The following is a 16973-nucleotide window of genomic DNA, read 5'->3' as shown; positions in this document are numbered from 1 at the left end:
GAAGGTATGATGATGAGATCAATTCACGCCATGATTGCTGAAGATGAACAGCTGGCGCGGGAGGACATGATTTATTTATTGGAAAAGGAACCGGATGTCATCATTTGTCCCAGTGCTGAAACGGGCAATCAGCTGGTTGACCTGTATGTTGAACATGAACCTGACGTTGTTTTTCTGGATGTGGAAATGCCCGGGATGACCGGAGTGGACGCCGTAAAGCAGATAGTCGAACTGGCTTATCTTCAACCGCCGCTGTTCATTTTCACGACAGCCTATGATGAATACGCAATGGATGCGTTTGAAATTGAGGCCGTCGATTATTTATTGAAACCTTATGATGATGTCCGGTTTCAAAGGGCAATGCGGCGAGTCCGCAAACAAATGGCGCAAACCGACATAAAACGAGACATCTATACTGAAACACAAACCGATCCGACTGCCGAAAAACTGCTCATTGATGATGGTGAGCGCATGGTGGTGCTGTCACCGGATTCGATTTATTATGCCGTCCCATCCAATCGCATGCTGGAAATCCATACACACGATGAAGTGATTGAAAGCCGGATGACATTGCAGGAACTGGAAGAAAAATTGCTGGGGCTCTCCTTTTTCCGGACCCACCGAAGCTATCTGGTCAATCTCAATTATGTCCGGGATATCACCCCATGGTTCAATGGAGCGTACAATCTTACGCTGAAGGATGGATACCATACGACACTCCCAGTCAGCCGGTCTGCACGGAAAATACTGCTGGAAAAGTTTAAAAAGTAACAATTCAACATTATATTTTGACTCTTCGGACACTGCGAACAACATTTGATACAAAAATGCCCTCCGATTGACCGGAAATAATTTATACTATATCGTAAGCGCTTACAAAATGTGGAGGTGGTTTCATTCTGCTAATTTAATCCAGCAGGCTGTCCGAATGACCATGATTAATAATATAAGGGGGAATGAAAATGGCTGATACAATCGCGCCCAAAAAAGGTCAGGCAAACATGTCTGATTACGATATAGCACGAGCCGATTTTTCATGGAAGGATGTTGAAAAGGCATTTTCCTGGCATAAAACAGGAAAGGTGAATATGGCACATGAGGCCATCGACAGACATGTTGAAACATGGCGCAGGAACAAAGTGGCACTCTATTACAGTGATGATGAACGAGATGAAAAATATACGTTTCAGGATTTGAAATTCCTGTCAAACCAGTTCGGGAATGTGCTGCGCAGTATAGGAACCGAAAAAGGCGACCGTGTCTTTTTATTTCTTCCGCGTTCACCCGAGCTGTATGTCAGCCTGATAGGCACACTGAAAATCGGCGCTATTACCGGACCGTTGTTTGAAGCATTTATGGAACAGGCAGTCCGTGACCGGCTCGAAAACAGTGAAGCAAGGGTGCTGATTACATCACCTTCACTGGTTGACCGTGTTCCGTACAATGAACTGCCGCATCTGGAAACGATTATTCTAGTCGGTGACGGGGATGCTCCCAAAGATGACGGAGATGTGAAATTTTACAGATATGAGCAGGAAATGGCGAAGGCCTCGCGGGACTTGAACATCGAATGGGTTGACCGTGAAGATGGCATGATTCTGCATTATACATCCGGATCCACCGGCAAGCCAAAAGGTGTGCTGCACGTCCATAATGCGATGATTCAGCAGTATCAGACAGCAAAATGGATCATGGATCTTAAGGAAGATGATATTTACTGGTGCACAGCCGATCCGGGATGGGTGACCGGTACGTCGTATGGCATATTCGGACCATGGCTGAACGGTGTCTCCAACCTGGTCCGCGGCGGGCGTTTCAGTCCTGAAGACTGGTATGGCACTATCGAAAAATATCAGGTGTCCGTCTGGCTGAGTGCACCAACCGCATTCAGAAAACTGATGGGCGCCGGTGATGACGCTGTTAAAAAGTTTGACTTAAGTTCACTGAGACATGTACTCAGTGTCGGGGAACCATTAAATGCCGAGGTAATCCATTGGGGCATGGACGTTTATAACCGGCGGATCCATGATCATTGGTGGATGACCGAAACAGGCGGTGTGATTATCGCGAACTACCCGGCCATGACAATGAAACCCGGCTCAATGGGGAAACCATTCCCAGGTGTTGAGGCAGCCATTCTCGACGAAGAAGGCAATGAGCTTCCGCCGGGACAAATGGGCAAATTATGCATTAAATCCGGCTGGCCTTCCATGCTGCGGACCGTCTGGAATAATGAAGAACGGTTTAAGAAGTATTTTCCATTTGAAGGCTGGTTTGATTCGGGCGACCTGGCTACAAGGGACGAAGACGGCTATTTCTGGTTCGAAGGCCGGGACGATGACGTCATCACCACTTCCGGTGAACGGGTCGGTCCATTCGAAGTGGAAAGCAAATTGGTCGAACACCCTTCTGTTGCTGAAGCGGCCGTTATCGGTAAGCCTGATCCCGTCCGCGGCCATATCATCAAAGCATTTGTCGCGCTCAAGGATGGCTATTCGAAAGGCGATGAACTGGAGAAAGAGCTCAGCACATTCGTCAAAAAAGGACTTGCCGCACATGCCGCACCGAAGGAAATTGAGATCCGCGACTTTCTGCCGAAGACCCGCAGCGGCAAAATCATGCGCCGTGTCCTAAAGGCCTGGGAGCTTGATGAACCGGCAGGGGATCTGTCAACAATGGAAAAATAACTATCAGTTTGGGGGGCGCTCAAGACCGACTGCCCCTTGACCTAACATGGGGAGGTTTATATGAGTACTGTTAACGAATTGAATACAGACAATCAAGCCAATGAAACGATAGATTTTGAAAAAGTGGAACAAAGCGATCAGTTTAAAAGTTTTATGCAAAAGAAGAAAAGATTCATTATACCTTACACGATATTTTTTCTGATATTTTATTTTCTGCTGCCAGTATTGACATCGTATACAACATTTTTGAACACACCAGTCATTGGTGATATTTCCTGGGTATGGATTTTCGCTTTTGCACAGTTTGTGATGACGTGGGTTCTTTGTACGATTTACGTGAAAAAAGCCGCAGCTTTTGATGAAGAGACTGATCAGATCATTGAAGATCAGATTCATAATGGGGATGGAGGTAAAGCCTCATGAGTCCTACAGTTATTGTACTATTTTTGATTATCGTTGCCCTGACACTTGCCATTACGTTCTGGGCTTCCAGGCAGACCCAGACAACCGGGGATTTTTATACAGCAAGCGGAGGCCTGACCGGTTTTCAAAATGGTCTTGCCATTTCGGGCGACTATTTATCGGCAGCATCTTTTCTTGGAATCGCCGGTTCGATTGCTCTTTTCGGTTTTGACGGTTTCTTTTACAGTATCGGCTTCCTGATTGCATATCTTGTTGTTCTGTTTCTAGTGGCGGAACCGCTCAGGAACCTTGGTAAATATACCCTTGCCGACATGATCAATGCCCGGTTCAATGCCAAAAAAGTCAGAGGTGCCGCAGCCCTGAGCACCATCACGATCTCTATATTTTATATGCTTGCGCAGCTTGTTGGGGCAGGAGCACTTATCCAGTTACTGTTTGACATCCCTTATACAGTAGCTGTCCTGATTGTCGGTGTGATGATGACGATTTATGTCCTATTTGGCGGTATGATTGCCACCAGCTGGGTACAAATCGTTAAAGCGGTTCTTTTGATGGCCGGAATGCTCATTCTTTCGTTTCTTGTCTTGATGCATTTTAACTTTAACATTGGTGCAATGTTCGAAGAGGCTAAAAGCGCTACATCTCACGGTGCCGATTACTTAAGCCCGGGACTGAAGTTTACGGCGCCGCTGGATACGATTTCGCTGATGCTGGCACTGGTTCTTGGTACAGCCGGACTGCCGCATATTCTCATGCGTTTCTTCACGGTTAAAGATGCCAAAACCGCCCGGAAATCGGTGGTTACCGCTACATGGATTATTGGTGCTTTCTATGTCCTGACATTGTTCCTCGGATTTGGCGCAGCGATTTTCGTAGGTGAGGGAACGATCACAGAAGCGAACCCCGGGGGAAACATGGCTGCACCACTGCTGGCCAAAGCAATTGGCGGTGAATTCCTGTTTGCGTTCATATCCGCTGTGGCATTCGCCACCATTCTGGCTGTTGTTGCCGGCCTTGTTCTATCCGGTGCGTCAGCTTTTGCCCATGATCTATACGGACAGATCATTAAAAAAGGCAAAGCATCCGATCAGCAGCAAATGCTGGCTGCTCGCTATGCCGCTTTGGCTGTGTCGGTGCTATCGATTATCCTGTCGCTGTTCGCCCAGTATTTGAACGTGGCATTTCTTGTTTCGCTCGCATTCTGTATCGGTGCAAGTGCCAATTTGCCGGTCATACTGTATACAGTATACTGGAAACGCTTCAATACTACAGGTGCTGTTTCAGCCCTCTTATCCGGTCTGATTGCCGCATTGGTTCTTGTTTCAATTAGCCCGAGTGTTTTCTCGCCGACAGAAGGCGCAGCATTGTTTGTCGGGGACCCGATCTTCCCGCTCAGTAACCCGGCGCTTGTTTCCGTGCCGATTGGCTTCCTCGGTGGTTATCTGGGTACGATATTCTCCAGCAAATCCGATGCGAAGCGGTATGCTGAAGTCAAAGTAAAAGCACATACAGGCTACCGGAAGACCGGAAGCTAAAAGTTGTTTAAAGCGGCTGCTGCCATGGCAGTCGCTTTTTTGATGCTTAGGGGGGACTGTGTGATTTGGGGTGGAGTCGCGCAAATTTCCCCTGATCACGCGCGACTTAACCATTTGTCGCGCGAAATGAAATTATCCGATCATGACACACAGGGTAATCCTGTGAGCTCAAATCAGCCCCGTCGATTAGTATTCTACTTTCATAGTATCATCAAACGGGGGCTTTCATACGACATATGCTTCATATGGAATAGGGGGACCCTATGTCGCATTTTATGGGTTTTATTCATACTTACTATTTTCAGCAATTTGTAGTATCATTTATGTAAGGAACTTTATACGAACATAGCAAAGGAGGTGAATACAGATGGTCATCGAACTATTATACGAGCTGCTTGCCGATACATCGCCTTTTTACTTCTATTTTAGTATCTTCCTGGCTGTCATAGGCACCATTAAAATCACACAATTCGGTTTGCACAAATTCGTCGGGCATGCACATGTGCACACGAAAAAATCGCATTCAATCCAAATACAGGCAGCCCCAATCCAGGAATCAATCGGTGAAGCGACAGACATCATGGACTGGATCGTTCAAATAGCCAAACGAATAGATGCACCAGACGATGATAATGACGATTATGTCTTCTCTTTTTTCAGCACAATGATGAAAAAACGAGGAGGCATTAGATGGAACGAACATCTGTATTCACATTTGCAAGAAAATATAGCCTGATCGGGCTGATTCTGGTCATTTTTCTGGCGGGGTGCGGATCGGCAAATGAGCCGATAAGCGCTGACACAGAAGGATTTTTCAATCACTATTTTGTTTACAATTTTTCTTTATTAATCAAAGGCCTGGCATCCTTTTTCAACGGAAGCTACGGGCTGTCGATTGTTGTGATTACGCTCGTGATCCGGCTTATCGTCATGCCATTTATGCTGAAGCAGACGAAAAGCAGCCTGGAGATGCAGGATAAAATGAAAGAGCTTAAACCGGAAATGGATGAGATTCAAAAAAAATACAAGGATAATAAAGACCGGGAATCGCAAATGAGCATGCAGCAGGAAATGATGCAGCTGTATCAAAAACACAATTTCAATCCACTCGCTTCATTCGCCGGATGCTTGCCAATGCTGATCCAGATGCCGATTTTGATTGCCTTTTACTGGGCGATCCGTGGCACACAAGAAATAACAGCACATCAGTTTTTATGGTTTGACCTTGGAAAAACCGACATTCTGCTGACTATTCTGGCGGTTATCATCTACTTTGTTCAGTTCAAAGTTACGCAAATCGGCCTTGAACCGCAACAGAAAAAACAAATGGCCATCATTGGTCTTGTCTCACCGGTTATGATCGGTATTATCTCCCTGAACGCACCGGCAGCATTGCCACTATATTGGGCTGTCGGCGGGCTATTCATCATCGGACAGACACTGATTTCGAAAAAAATTTATTTGGCGCATAAAAAAAGGGCGGCCGAAATGTCCTAGGATTTCAGGAGATTGCTAACGGGGCAATCTCCTTCTTTATGGATTATATTCACGCATTCATCGAACCTTCTCCGCCCGGCTGAATCATCGACTGGTAAATTTCATCAAGGGACCATGTTTTGCCTTTCTCATCCTTATAAATCACATGCTCGCGTTTAAAATGCAGAGGCGATTCCAGACCGGCCGCCGCTGCAACACGATATAGTCCTTTACGCATAGAAATCAGATAGTTAGCGGTCCGGTGTTTCTTTTCATCGACGACAAGTGCCCTCTGCAAATCCGGATCGGTTGTGGCGACCCCAACCGGGCATACATTGGAGTGGCACTTCAGCGTCTGGATGCAGCCGACTGTAATCATGAATGCCCGGGCGATGTTGACGAGATCGGCACCCATTGCCAGGGCAATCGCCACCCGATCAGGCGAAAACAGTTTCCCGGAAGCTATGATTTTCACCCTGTCACGGACACCGTATTTTTTCAAAGCATTGTCCACCAATGGCAAAGCAGATCTGATCGGCAGTCCGACACTGTCCGTCAATTCCTGATACGAGGCGCCAGTGCCGCCTTCACTGCCATCGATTGTGATAAAATCAGGACCTTTTCCAGTATCACGTATCCCTTTTGCCAAATCTTCGGCTTCAAAATGGCTTCCAACCACAATCTTCATACCGACCGGTTTGCCGGAATGTTCCCTTACACGCTCAATAAAGTCAAACAGCGAAGGCAAATCATTAAATTCAGGAAAACGGTTCGGGCTGTCGATGGACGTGAACGGCTCAACCATGCGGATGCGGGCAATCTCCTCATTAACCTTTTCAGCATCGACATGCCCACCGCGCGTTTTCGCACCCTGGGCCAATTTTACCTCAAATGCCTTCAACTGCGGAATCTGGCTTTTTTCCTTCAGTTCATCCCAGTTGAAATTGCCTTCCTTATCCCTGAGACCGAACATGCCGGGACCGATCTGCATGATAATGTCGCCCCCGCCTTTTAGATGATAATCTGAGAGACCGCCTTCTCCTGTATTCATCCAAGTGCCCTTCGCAATCCCGAGACCTTCCGATAAAGCTGAAATCGCACGTTCCCCAAGTGATCCGTAGCTCATCGCCGACATACCAATCTGTCCGCGGAGTTTAAACGGCTCCCGGGAGGTATTCTCGCCAATAACGATGGCATCCTTCTCATCAAGCAAATAAACTGGCGAATTCTCTTCTTCTAAATGCTCTTCCCGTTGTGTGAACAGCGGATCCTTGATTAGCAAATAACGATCAGTCGTTACTTTTGCTTCCCTGTCCATTTTCAACTCCTCAGTCAATTTTGGAAACATGCTATTTCGAATATAATAGCCTGCCTTTTCAAAATCACGCTGTGAGCCGAAGCCTTCAACATCACGCTTATATTTCGCTTTCTTCACGATATGTCCGTACTCTTCCCTTGAAATTGGCTTGCTTTCCCGGTCATTATTAAAGAAATACTGCCGCAGCTCCGGACCGATTTTTTCAAAAAAATAGCGAGCGCGCCCAACAATCGGATAATTACGAAGCACCGGATGCTGGCGCTGAGTACGGTCAATGAAAAATATGTAAATTCCAGTAATCAGGAGAATAAGCACAACAATTGAGACAACAATAAACCCAATCACTATCATAATATCTGCTGCGTTCATTTTTCTGGTCCCCACCTTTTTATTGAATCCTTTATAAAATAGGGTGTACAACTCAGCGAAAAATATCCAAAAGGCGGGACCCAGTATTATGGCGATCAATTGTTTGATTAACATATCAAACGTGTCAGCAAATATTACATGAGTACCTCAGGTCTGGGATTCCCGTCAAATCCATAAATAATATGACTTAATAGCTAAAATAATGATGTGCTAACTCAAAATCCTTAAGCTCGGCTATTTAAAACTTCCCTTCCTTAGGGTCCCCGCTGATAAACTTTCTGAAGCCTGCTGAAAACGTAAAAGGTTCAGCCAACGATTGACTGAACCTTACAGATAGCTTATGAAACACTTGAGCGCAGCAAGCCCATCATGATGGTGTCATAATACGCTCCATCGATATATTCATTTTCCCTTAGACGTCCTTCAATTTCGAACCCGCATTTTTCATAGGCTTTGATTGCCCGTTTGTTGCCGCTCCACGTATCTAGTTGTATCCGTCTTAAATTCAAGCTGTTAAACAAGTGACGAACCAGCGTATGGATGATATCCGAACCATATCCTTCATTCCAATAATCACGCTCACCAATTGACAAACCGATTGTCGCCGTCCTGGTGACAAGATTCACGTCCCGGTAATCACATTTTCCGATATGTTTGCCGTCCGTCAATGTATAAACTGAAAATACACAGCCTTGCTGCACATCAACTGTCGTCAGGTTCTTTTCATAAAAGGCCTCCATCGTTTCAAGCGGTGTGTTGTTATACTGAAACGCGTCTGAGCCCGCTGCAAGATTCGCAAATGCCTCATCATTCCGCCATTTGTACTGATCTTTCAAGTCTTCCTTTGTTACCGCTCTTAGTTCCACTTTTTCGCCTTTTAACAATGTGATGCCCGCCTTTCATTAAATTTGCCGAAATTCCATTAATTGTACGACGACCCTCTTGAAAATTTATTGTAAACATAAGCATCACACCTTTCTTTGTTGGTATAAGAAAGCATAAATTTTTTGCTCTACGAATGCTTTATCAAAAATAGCCACGTCCGGCTCCAGCGCCTTTGTTCTTGGTAAGATTATTATAGCATAGTTATCGTTTATGGAAGGAATGATTCTTCTACGGATGATTAAAATGCCAGACTCTATCCATTCCAAGCCTCTGTCGGTCTTGATAACGGATAACCGTACACTTCACGATACTTCTTCCGCTCTTCCGTAAAATCAAACCACTGTTTTGTAGAGGGGGTATTGCTCGCATGATGTATAACACACCTGAGTTGGTCCTCGACGCATGGGTCAACCCAGTATCCCAGATCACGTTCCAGTTTATCCAATAATACAGCGCCGTCTTTATCCTTTAAGTCACTAAGCCTATAAAAACCAAGGTTGTTTACGAGTGTATCAGCAAATTTATGTCCGATTGACGGGATATGCTGAAATGCTGCTAAAGCCTTGATGTAATTCACACGCTCTTTTGACGCGTTCATACTGTGGGCTAGATCGTCCGTTTCCAGCAAATAGACGTCGCTCAATTTGACTTTAGACTTTCGCAATTTCGATTTCTCTTCCAGTGTTAGGGGTAGCTTCGGACTGTTATATGACATTGAGTTCACCTATTTTCTCATTTTTTAGTGATTAATCCAACGCTACTCTGCAGCGATTTTCCATTAATCTATAGCGCAAAAAAGGAAAACGTCCATATTAGTCTAGGCTTTTCGCCATTGTCCGTCATATCAGCACCTACACCAGCCTGTACATATAATACTCATTCGCGGGCTGTCCATCAATCATCAATGAATGGACCTTCTCGCCTTCAATCTGGAACCCCATTTTCTGATAGAGCTTGATGGCTTTTACATTATCTTTAATGACGGTAAGCTCCAGCCTTGATATGCCATTGGCTTCTGCCCAATCAAACACTCTCATGATCAGCCTTGTTGCGAGGCCCTGTCCGTAGAATGCATCATGAATGCCCATGGCAAGATACGCTGAGTGCTTGTTCCGCTTCACTTTGCCTCCAAATACGGCGATGAAACCGGCGAGGCCGCGATCAGATTCAGCTACAAAAAAAGTTGAACGCTCCGTAGATTCGATTCTTTCGATGACTTCTTTTTGCTGCTCGACAGTTCTTTTCCGTTCGCCGGGCTCATGCAGCATGAAGCCTGACTCATCAATACGTCTGTTTAGTTCCAATAGCTCTTCTGCATCCCCTATTTCGATCGGTCTGATGACCATCGTCATTCCTCTCCATCCTCATTCATGAGTTTCTCAGGCTGGACAGGTTCCGACGGCTCCGCACCGTCGTTACCTCCGTTCAGCTTATTCTTCTTGCCTTTTTCTGAAAACTGATAGTCATAATCACGTGTTCCTTCCAATTCGGCTATCGCCATCGGATAGGTGAGTGCCTGTATGTTAATGCTGCCTTCTTCCGGTTCAATGGTATGGTATTTGACATGAACCGTTCCATTGCCTGCCTTGGATTCCGGCGAAACAATCTTCTCAAGCTGAATCTCATCAATTTTCACTGCATAGCCGCCGGTCGATTTCTGCCCAAGCATGATGATCACATATGTTTTTCCATTAGCATGAAAAACTTTTTTCGCCTTCTCTTTCCTGTTTTTCTCAACCCATTCTTGCACGCTGTCCGGTGCTTCACCGGCATCAATCGTCTTAAATGAAAGCTTTGACTTTTCCTTACTGATTGGTCCTTCTTCACTCATCGAGTCGTCCTCCGTTGTTCCTGACCCGCAGCCAGTTAATAATAGGGCAGATAAAATGATTAGCAAAACATTCCGCTCCATAATCGGCTAACCCCTTTCAGCTATATTACTTATCCAAGCTGAATCCTGTGAATCCTTTTCGTTGATTCTTCCTGCTCTTAAACATAATTTGAGTCCATGTAAAATTCCCCTTCCCGTATTAATCCTAAGAATAATATCCACTCCCTTATTTTAATGGTTTCCACATACCATTTTACCTTATCCCCCTTTATAAAAGTTTTATCAACTTGTCAAAAGTCTTAGTCCTTCAGTTATATATAGTTATCACTGTTTGCCCTGTAACCGTCCTGATGGCCTATTGTCTCTATTTGGCTTCCTAGTAAAATAAATAGTAACACCAAATGAAACCGCATACAATCTATTAATCTATTAGGAGTGATCATTTATGTAGACCTTTCCTGATGGAATTTCTTCAAATACTTTTATCCGCCAATCCAAATTTGAACCAAAGGAGAGATTGATATTGAAGAAAATTATTTCACGGATTGCCGTCCTTGCACTGTTCGCTTCCATTTTGCAGCCGGGAATTGCTTTTGCGCTCCCAAATAAAGCAGGAAACGGCTCAGCATTTGATAAGAAAATTACCGAACGATTTGATTCTGACCGGGCCATGGAACATATCTCCCATCTTAGTGAAAACATTGGCCCGCGGGTTGCTGGAACTGAACAAGAATTGGAAGCAGCCGAATATATACAGGAAGAATTGCAGAATTATGGCTATGAAACAAAAACTGAGGAATTTGGCATCGCTGACCGCCTCGAGGGCGAGCTAACCACTTCTCTTAATAATGAAGAGCTCGCCATACGTGTGGCAACAGGATCGGCAAGTACAAAGGGAGAAGATTTCACAGGAAAAATTGTTAACTCTGGTATCGGTTTGCCCGGTGACTTTTCAAAGGACGTTGAAGGTAATATAGCTCTGATTGAACGCGGTGAAATGTCTTTCTGGGAAAAAACTGAAAATGCTATGAATGCCGGTGCTGCAGGTGTGATCATTTATGATAATACGGAAGATCTGGTGCCTGTTACACCAAGTCTGGGAGACAATGAAGCTTCCATTCCGGTAGTAGCCATCACCATGGAAGACGGACAAAAGCTTAAGGAAGAAATGGCAAATGAAGAAGTCAACGCAACTCTCAATATCGCTGAAATTAGTGACCAGCAATCTCAAAATGTCATTGCTGTCAAAGAGCCTAAAGGGAAACCAACGAATGATGATGATATTGTCTATGTCACCGCACATTATGACAGTGTTCCATATTCTCCCGGGGCAAGCGACAATGCATCAGGGACAAGTGTCGCCCTTGAACTGGCGAGAATTTTACAGCCTTTCCCGACAGATAAAGAGGTTCGCTTCGTCTTCTTTGGTGCAGAAGAAATTGGCCTCGTTGGATCTCAGCAATATGTCAGCGGGCTTTCCGCACAGGATGTGGAAAACAGTCTCGCAGCTTTCAATATGGATATGGTCGGAACCGGCTGGGACCAGGCTACAGCGTTATACGTGAATGTGATGGACGGCTCGCCAAACACAGTATGGCAGGCAGCTGAAGCCGCTGGTGAACGTCTTGGAAACGATAGTCTCAAGCTTTATGAAAGAGGGGCATCGGATCATGTATCTTTTTATGAAGCTGGAATCGATGCCGCCAATTTCATCCTGAGAGATCCGGAGACCGCCTCACTGGAGCCATGGTATCATACGCCGCTCGATACGATAGATAAAATCAGCCAGGAGCGGATTCAGACAAACGGTGAGCTGATTGGCGCTGCGGTTTATGATACAGTAAGGCAGGACGTTCCACGGGGCAAACCGAAGAATACACCGAATTCTAACACCGACGATTATCTACTGAATGAAGACCCTGCACCAGTGCAATAGAAAATTGAAAACAGATTTTATGGATGGGCTGTCAGGCGGATCCTGGCAGCCATCTTTAAATCCCTTATATTTCAATATTTACTCCCCGTTAGCCTTCCAGGAAGAGCCAATCCCGGCACCTATTGCAACACCAAGTGCAATGCCTACTGCAAGGTTGTCGAATGCCAGGCCAAATACAACGCCCAGCGAAATTCCGATTGCAATCCCTGTTCCCATTGGATTGTCAGGTTTATTTTCATCACTCATGAAGACGTTCCTCCAATAGCTGTTTCTCTGTTATAATTATAACATGATTATTTTTAGATGATTATTACAATTAAACCCCACACTGAATTCCAATGTTCTCATATGGTATAAAGTGATTACTTGTATATTACTGCATACAATTTTATAAGCCCCAATCTGCTTGCAAAATATCTTTAAGAAACCGCAATTGCTCATAACCGATTTTATCAGCGACTTTTCTCTCCTGTTCTGCCTTCAATGCTTCATTTTTTTCATAACATTCTTCGCCTAATTTGGTTAACCGAATATGTTTGTTTTTTTTATTGTCTTTCAAGCTGCTGATTTCAACTAGTCCCTTTGATTCAAGTTGCTTTATTAATTTATGAGTGGCTTGCCTGGAGATATCTACATTCTTTGTAACATAAGCGATAGCAGGATGCTTTTTGTATACTCTTGCCATAATGAACCATTCAGAGTTAGACAATTTAATATCACTGCTATCATTCCATAATTGTTCGGTTATTTTTCGAAGCTGATGATGACGCTCGCTCAGCACATCAATTAAATCCAGGTATTTAAATTCTTGATTCAACCCGATCGCTCCTATCGATTTTTTCGCCTCTTACTATACAAAACCCGAACCAAGTTGTCAACTTAATTGACAACTTCATAAAATAAGTGTATACTGTAATTGTAAACTAAGTTGACTATTTAATATTTGGGGGATACTGAATGTTTAATATTGGTGATACAATTATCTATTCCACACATGGATTATGCGAGATTGATGATATATGTGAAAAAAATTACAGCAATATGAAGAGAACTTATTATGTAATGCACCCGATTGAATCTCCTGAATTAACGATAAACTTGCCAGTCGACAATGGCCAGTCAATAATGCAGGCCATTGTGGGAAAAGACGAAGCGGAAAGGATATTATACTCGTTCGAAGATCAGGGTATTCAATGGATCGATGATGCAAGACAGCGAAATAAACACTATAGCAGTCTTGTCAACACCGGTGACCGCTCGGACATTTCCAAAGTGGCCATTACCTTATTGCGGAAAGAAATAGAGACACAAAGAGAGCAAATCAAAATGCCGGATCAGGACCGGAAACTATTAGAACATATTAAAAGTATTATGTTTAAAGAATTAGCTATATCACTTGATACATCTTATGAGAAAATAGCGAAACAGATTAACAGCCAAATCAAACAAACAGCCTAATCCCAGTTGCTCGAATCATCTTAAAAAAGCCATCAATTAATATTCGATTGCAGATATTTTTTCATGGCATTTTATATCACTCAGCAATCTGCTTTATAACCTTCGCAGGGTTCCCGCCCACAATTACATTAGCGGGCACATCCTTTGTCACAACCGCACCAGAAGTAATCACGACGTTATGTCCAATTGTAACGCCCGGATTAATGACAGCCCTGCCGCCAATCCATACATTACGGCCTATTGTTACCGGTTTTCCAAACTCTTCCCCGGAATGCCGTGCAGCGAGATCTACCGGATGTGTTGCCGTATAAATATGTACGCCCGGACCGAGCAGGCAATTATCACCTAACCTGACATGACAAACATCCAATACAACACAGTCAAAATTAGCATAGAAATTCTCGCCAGCATGTATGTTATAGCCATAATCGCAGCGGAAGGAAGGTTCTATATCAATATTCTCCCCTGTTGAACCAAAGAGCTGCTTCAGCAGTTCAACACGTTTCAAACCGTCTGTTTCCAGTGTCTGATTGAATAATCTGGTTAGCATGCGCGCCTGTTCACGATCTGCCGTCAACTCAGGGTCAGCTGCATTGTACAGTTCGCCGTTCAGCATTTTTTCTTTTTCTGACTTCATTTGAATTTTCTCCTTCGTTGATTTACTTTGTTGTTAGCCGAACATTCCCAACTGTTCCATAAGGTCCGTCCCATCTGAACCTACCCAATAATCCTGGATTTTCCTATTTTCTACCAGAAATATATCCATGCCATGAAAGAACATCTTCTTTCCAGATTCCGCCCGGTTGCCCGGAATCTCTCCATTGTAGACGCCCGTGAGTCTCCAGCGGGCGGATACGTAAGTGCCGTCTGAAATCGGACCGACTTCTACGGTCATTTCCACATCATGAACAAAGGCGCAGGCGCAGTCCGTACGTCGCTAAACGGGCGCCCTGAGCCTTTGTTCTTTATTCCCGTTCCGCCACGCTGCCGTATTGTTCGCGGTATGCCTCCATAAACTTATCCCGACGGAGAAATAATGTTATAATCAGTGCCGTTTCGCTAATAACAAACAAGCCAGCCCCGAGCACCAATCCGCCGAAGAACAACCCTTCGTCAATCCCTATGGTATAGAGTAACCACCCCAATATCGCGGATGCCCACAGGAATAGATTAATAATACTCGCGATAAATGTCTGTGAGCCAACCAAACCTGTCTTTTCGATCATTTTCCAGCCGTACAGATAACTGACAGCCAATGCTATGATAATAAATAGAATAAAAAAGATAATTGCCGGACTACTGCCTTCTAACGTCATCCTTTGGTACACCTGCCATTTGGTTTTCTAGATTTTGAATACAGAAGCTTTCAAATCTCTTCCTGTTATTTTATAAAATAATTATACCAGATTTGAAGCAACAATAAGGCAGATCGAACAGCAATTTCAACCTATTTACAAAACTCTTAATCCAGATAGGCCTCTCACTGTAATCAAAACCATATAGCTTTATTGGCAAAATAAACTAACAGCACCAGCCCCGTATAAACAACGAGATATCTGATCGGTTTAGGAACTGACAACCATTTCGCCGTCATGCCGCGCCCAAATTTCTCGTACTTTTTTTGTTTATGGTTCATGCTGTCTCTCCCTTCAATCAATCGCCAGAAGCGCTCCAACAGCTCCACTATATTCACCCTGCTCCAAAAATACCGGTGTTTTTTCGATCATCCCTGCATACATTTCAATAATTTCCTGCAAAAGCGGATTGGACCGAAATGATGATCCCACATAAACGATAGCTTCAGCATCATACTGTCCTGCCATTTGACTGCTGATAGTCACAATCACCTCACCGACGAAACCGATAATGGCTGCTAAAATATCCGGATTGGAAGGAGGCCGCTGCATCATTGCTTCTGTCTTCCCAAAATTGCTTGCAGTCAGGTCGCCGGAAATCGGCGGCACATCCCCTTCAAAGATGTCTTTTACTTTCAGATCCACGTTTCCGCGGTCACCGTCACGAGCGCCCAGGACAATTTGTTCATAATCCTGCATGCCCGTGGTTAAATAAGCTAAACCGAGCAGCGTCCCACCACCGATACCGGATCCGCCAACCCGCTCCTGACTGCTATCCTGGACATAGTGCATGGAGGTCCCGGTACCGACATTGACAAATAGAAAATTGTTCCCAATAGGCTGTTCCTGCTGATATGCCAAATATGTAATCCCCTGGGTGGTGGCATCAAATTCGATAACTTTTTTAGCCGGCATATTCAATTTTTCTGCCAGCACCTGGCTCTTCCCACCGGTTACACATATGGCGGGATTTTTAAAGTGTTCATTAATCCACTTCACGACATCATCCATCGCCTGCGACCGGAAAGACCGGTAATGAATTGTTTCATTTTCAACATATACTGCTTTTATAAGTGTCCCACCGGCATCAATGCCTATTTTGGTTGATTTCATGTTATAACTCCTTAAAACTGAAAAGTTGTACTTATTTTGTTAGTGAACCTCTGTCACGACCTTTTTAAATCCCTAACTACGCGAGTCCCAAAGAATCTAGTACAACATAGGCAACTGTCAGTACAAATATCATCTGCAAGATCGTGTACAGATAATCATATGTTTCCTTCTTATATTTCCACTCTATAATTGCGCGAAAGACCTCGCCAAGAGCTGTAATGCCAATAGGTACCCACAACAGCACCATAGTAGATTGCGGTATTAATATAACAATTGGAATAATGACAATCACCGAAATCACCCTGATAAACACATCACCTTTTTTATGCAGATCATTCACATAATCATTGGAAAAGGCCTTTCTCCGCTTAACGTTCAACACCTTTCGCAGGATTACATTAAAGCCGGAGATCAACAGGAACATCAAAGCTATAAGAGCTGATAATTCCATCCAAAAACTCGGTCCCAGCCCCACATGATCCACAAAACATCACCCCTGCTGATAAGCTTATGTAATAACGGGACCCCACTTATACTATTTCGACAAAATTATTTGTAAATCCTTTATTTCATGCGGATGAAAATGT

21 protein-coding genes are annotated in these 16973 nt (G+C 44.3%); 8 read left to right on the top strand and 13 right to left on the bottom strand.

The genetic code is table 11. The features are described 5' to 3' along the window. The first annotated feature begins 12 nt into the window (after positions 1–12). The 6 genes from VK097_RS05740 (at position 13) to yidC (ending at position 6142) form a co-directional block, all read left to right on the top strand. Positions 13–771 (top strand): LytR/AlgR family response regulator transcription factor, encoded by a 759-nt coding sequence (locus VK097_RS05740; RefSeq protein WP_324210854.1) that lies wholly within the window; start codon positions 13–15, stop codon positions 769–771. Between the two features lie 185 nt (positions 772–956). Continuing rightward, positions 957–2687, top strand: coding sequence for an acetate--CoA ligase (gene acsA / locus VK097_RS05735; protein WP_324210853.1), 1731 nt, complete (start codon positions 957–959; stop codon positions 2685–2687). 60 nt (positions 2688–2747) lie between these two features. After that, positions 2748–3110 carry a DUF485 domain-containing protein gene (locus VK097_RS05730; protein ID WP_324210852.1) on the top strand — a complete coding sequence of 121 codons (363 nt, stop codon included), beginning with the start codon at positions 2748–2750 and terminating at the stop codon, positions 3108–3110. Further along, positions 3107–4645 carry a solute symporter family protein gene (locus VK097_RS05725; RefSeq protein ID WP_324210851.1) on the top strand — a complete coding sequence of 513 codons (1539 nt, stop codon included), beginning with the start codon at positions 3107–3109 and terminating at the stop codon, positions 4643–4645. The genes VK097_RS05730 and VK097_RS05725 overlap by 4 nt, the downstream gene beginning before the upstream one ends. Before the next feature lie 367 nt (positions 4646–5012). Continuing rightward, positions 5013–5381, top strand: a complete 369-nt coding sequence (locus tag VK097_RS05720) for a hypothetical protein (protein ID WP_324210850.1) — start codon at positions 5013–5015, stop codon at positions 5379–5381. Further along, complete coding sequence (gene yidC, locus VK097_RS05715) at positions 5336–6142, top strand: membrane protein insertase YidC (RefSeq protein ID WP_324210849.1); 807 nt, start codon at positions 5336–5338, stop codon at positions 6140–6142. The genes VK097_RS05720 and yidC overlap by 46 nt, the downstream gene beginning before the upstream one ends. Positions 6143–6191: 49 nt before the next feature. On the opposite strand, the gene VK097_RS05710 is transcribed toward yidC, so the two are convergent. The 5 genes from VK097_RS05710 to VK097_RS05690 all read right to left on the bottom strand — a co-directional run bounded on the left by VK097_RS05710 (position 6192) and on the right by VK097_RS05690 (position 10605). Further along, positions 6192–7808 (bottom strand): FMN-binding glutamate synthase family protein, encoded by a 1617-nt coding sequence (locus tag VK097_RS05710; protein WP_324210848.1) that lies wholly within the window; start codon positions 7806–7808, stop codon positions 6192–6194. Between the two features lie 338 nt (positions 7809–8146). Next, the gene (locus VK097_RS05705) at positions 8147–8692 is read right to left on the bottom strand and encodes a GNAT family N-acetyltransferase (protein WP_324210847.1); all 546 of its coding nucleotides are present in this window, start codon (positions 8690–8692) and stop codon (positions 8147–8149) included. 254 nt (positions 8693–8946) lie between these two features. Further along, the gene (locus VK097_RS05700) at positions 8947–9357 is read right to left on the bottom strand and encodes a helix-hairpin-helix domain-containing protein (RefSeq protein WP_324210846.1); all 411 of its coding nucleotides are present in this window, start codon (positions 9355–9357) and stop codon (positions 8947–8949) included. Between the two features lie 187 nt (positions 9358–9544). Next, on the bottom strand, positions 9545–10045 hold the full coding sequence (locus tag VK097_RS05695) for a GNAT family N-acetyltransferase (protein WP_324210845.1): 501 nt from the start codon (positions 10043–10045) through the stop codon (positions 9545–9547). Then, the gene (locus VK097_RS05690; RefSeq protein ID WP_324210844.1) at positions 10042–10605 is read right to left on the bottom strand and encodes a protease complex subunit PrcB family protein; all 564 of its coding nucleotides are present in this window, start codon (positions 10603–10605) and stop codon (positions 10042–10044) included. The genes VK097_RS05695 and VK097_RS05690 overlap by 4 nt, the downstream gene beginning before the upstream one ends. Positions 10606–11047: 442 nt before the next feature. Between VK097_RS05690 and VK097_RS05685 the strand changes: the two genes are divergently transcribed. Beyond that, positions 11048–12460, top strand: coding sequence for a M20/M25/M40 family metallo-hydrolase (locus tag VK097_RS05685; RefSeq protein WP_324210843.1), 1413 nt, complete (start codon positions 11048–11050; stop codon positions 12458–12460). Positions 12461–12538: 78 nt separating this feature from the next. Here the strand turns inward: VK097_RS05685 and VK097_RS05680 are convergent, their stop codons facing one another. Then, positions 12539–12706 (bottom strand): glycine zipper domain-containing protein, encoded by a 168-nt coding sequence (locus tag VK097_RS05680; protein WP_324210842.1) that lies wholly within the window; start codon positions 12704–12706, stop codon positions 12539–12541. Positions 12707–12848: 142 nt separating this feature from the next. Further along, complete coding sequence (locus tag VK097_RS05675; protein WP_324210841.1) at positions 12849–13277, bottom strand: MarR family winged helix-turn-helix transcriptional regulator; 429 nt, start codon at positions 13275–13277, stop codon at positions 12849–12851. A 140-nt stretch (positions 13278–13417) separates the two neighbouring features. On the opposite strand from VK097_RS05675, the gene VK097_RS05670 reads away from it, so the two are divergent. After that, positions 13418–13918, top strand: a complete 501-nt coding sequence (locus VK097_RS05670) for a CarD family transcriptional regulator (RefSeq protein ID WP_324210840.1) — start codon at positions 13418–13420, stop codon at positions 13916–13918. A 76-nt stretch (positions 13919–13994) separates the two neighbouring features. On the opposite strand, the gene VK097_RS05665 is transcribed toward VK097_RS05670, so the two are convergent. The 6 genes from VK097_RS05665 to VK097_RS05640 all read right to left on the bottom strand — a co-directional run bounded on the left by VK097_RS05665 (position 13995) and on the right by VK097_RS05640 (position 16870). Further along, positions 13995–14555, bottom strand: coding sequence for a sugar O-acetyltransferase (locus VK097_RS05665; RefSeq protein WP_324210839.1), 561 nt, complete (start codon positions 14553–14555; stop codon positions 13995–13997). A gap of 33 nt (positions 14556–14588) precedes the next feature. After that, positions 14589–14813, bottom strand: coding sequence for an ester cyclase (locus VK097_RS05660; protein ID WP_324210838.1), 225 nt, complete (start codon positions 14811–14813; stop codon positions 14589–14591). Between the two features lie 70 nt (positions 14814–14883). Then, entirely contained in the window at positions 14884–15234 is a 351-nt protein-coding gene (locus tag VK097_RS05655) for a hypothetical protein (RefSeq protein ID WP_324210837.1), read from the bottom strand. 173 nt (positions 15235–15407) lie between these two features. Then, positions 15408–15554 carry a hypothetical protein gene (locus tag VK097_RS05650; protein WP_324210836.1) on the bottom strand — a complete coding sequence of 49 codons (147 nt, stop codon included), beginning with the start codon at positions 15552–15554 and terminating at the stop codon, positions 15408–15410. Between the two features lie 13 nt (positions 15555–15567). Continuing rightward, the gene (coaW, locus tag VK097_RS05645) at positions 15568–16386 is read right to left on the bottom strand and encodes a type II pantothenate kinase (RefSeq protein WP_324210835.1); all 819 of its coding nucleotides are present in this window, start codon (positions 16384–16386) and stop codon (positions 15568–15570) included. Between the two features lie 76 nt (positions 16387–16462). After that, a complete protein-coding gene (locus tag VK097_RS05640) occupies positions 16463–16870 on the bottom strand; it encodes a DUF4181 domain-containing protein (protein WP_324210834.1) in 408 nt (135 codons plus the stop codon). Between the last annotated feature and the right edge of the window lie 103 nt (positions 16871–16973).

The sequence above is a fragment of the Lentibacillus sp. genome (assembly GCF_035301675.1).
GTDB lineage: Bacteria > Bacillota > Bacilli > Bacillales > Amphibacillaceae > Lentibacillus.
This window is presented reverse-complemented; position numbering and strand designations above follow the sequence as displayed.

What these genes read in the sequence shown, in the direction of transcription:
- VK097_RS05740 (WP_324210854.1), top strand. Translation starts at nt 13, where the DNA reads ATGAGATCAATTCACGCCATGATTGCTGAAGATGAACAGCTGGCGCGG.
- acsA (WP_324210853.1), top strand. Translation starts at nt 957, where the DNA reads ATGAAAATGGCTGATACAATCGCGCCCAAAAAAGGTCAGGCAAACATG.
- VK097_RS05730 (WP_324210852.1), top strand. Translation starts at nt 2,748, where the DNA reads ATGAGTACTGTTAACGAATTGAATACAGACAATCAAGCCAATGAAACG.
- VK097_RS05725 (WP_324210851.1), top strand. Translation starts at nt 3,107, where the DNA reads ATGAGTCCTACAGTTATTGTACTATTTTTGATTATCGTTGCCCTGACA.
- VK097_RS05720 (WP_324210850.1), top strand. Translation starts at nt 5,013, where the DNA reads ATGGTCATCGAACTATTATACGAGCTGCTTGCCGATACATCGCCTTTT.
- yidC (WP_324210849.1), top strand. Translation starts at nt 5,336, where the DNA reads ATGGAACGAACATCTGTATTCACATTTGCAAGAAAATATAGCCTGATC.
- VK097_RS05710 (WP_324210848.1), bottom strand. Translation starts at nt 7,808, where the DNA reads ATGAACGCAGCAGATATTATGATAGTGATTGGGTTTATTGTTGTCTCA.
- VK097_RS05695 (WP_324210845.1), bottom strand. Translation starts at nt 10,045, where the DNA reads ATGACGATGGTCATCAGACCGATCGAAATAGGGGATGCAGAAGAGCTA.
- VK097_RS05690 (WP_324210844.1), bottom strand. Translation starts at nt 10,605, where the DNA reads ATGGAGCGGAATGTTTTGCTAATCATTTTATCTGCCCTATTATTAACT.
- VK097_RS05680 (WP_324210842.1), bottom strand. Translation starts at nt 12,706, where the DNA reads ATGAGTGATGAAAATAAACCTGACAATCCAATGGGAACAGGGATTGCA.
- VK097_RS05670 (WP_324210840.1), top strand. Translation starts at nt 13,418, where the DNA reads ATGTTTAATATTGGTGATACAATTATCTATTCCACACATGGATTATGC.
- VK097_RS05665 (WP_324210839.1), bottom strand. Translation starts at nt 14,555, where the DNA reads ATGAAGTCAGAAAAAGAAAAAATGCTGAACGGCGAACTGTACAATGCA.
- VK097_RS05660 (WP_324210838.1), bottom strand. Translation starts at nt 14,813, where the DNA reads ATGACCGTAGAAGTCGGTCCGATTTCAGACGGCACTTACGTATCCGCC.
- VK097_RS05655 (WP_324210837.1), bottom strand. Translation starts at nt 15,234, where the DNA reads ATGACGTTAGAAGGCAGTAGTCCGGCAATTATCTTTTTTATTCTATTT.
- VK097_RS05650 (WP_324210836.1), bottom strand. Translation starts at nt 15,554, where the DNA reads ATGAACCATAAACAAAAAAAGTACGAGAAATTTGGGCGCGGCATGACG.
- coaW (WP_324210835.1), bottom strand. Translation starts at nt 16,386, where the DNA reads ATGAAATCAACCAAAATAGGCATTGATGCCGGTGGGACACTTATAAAA.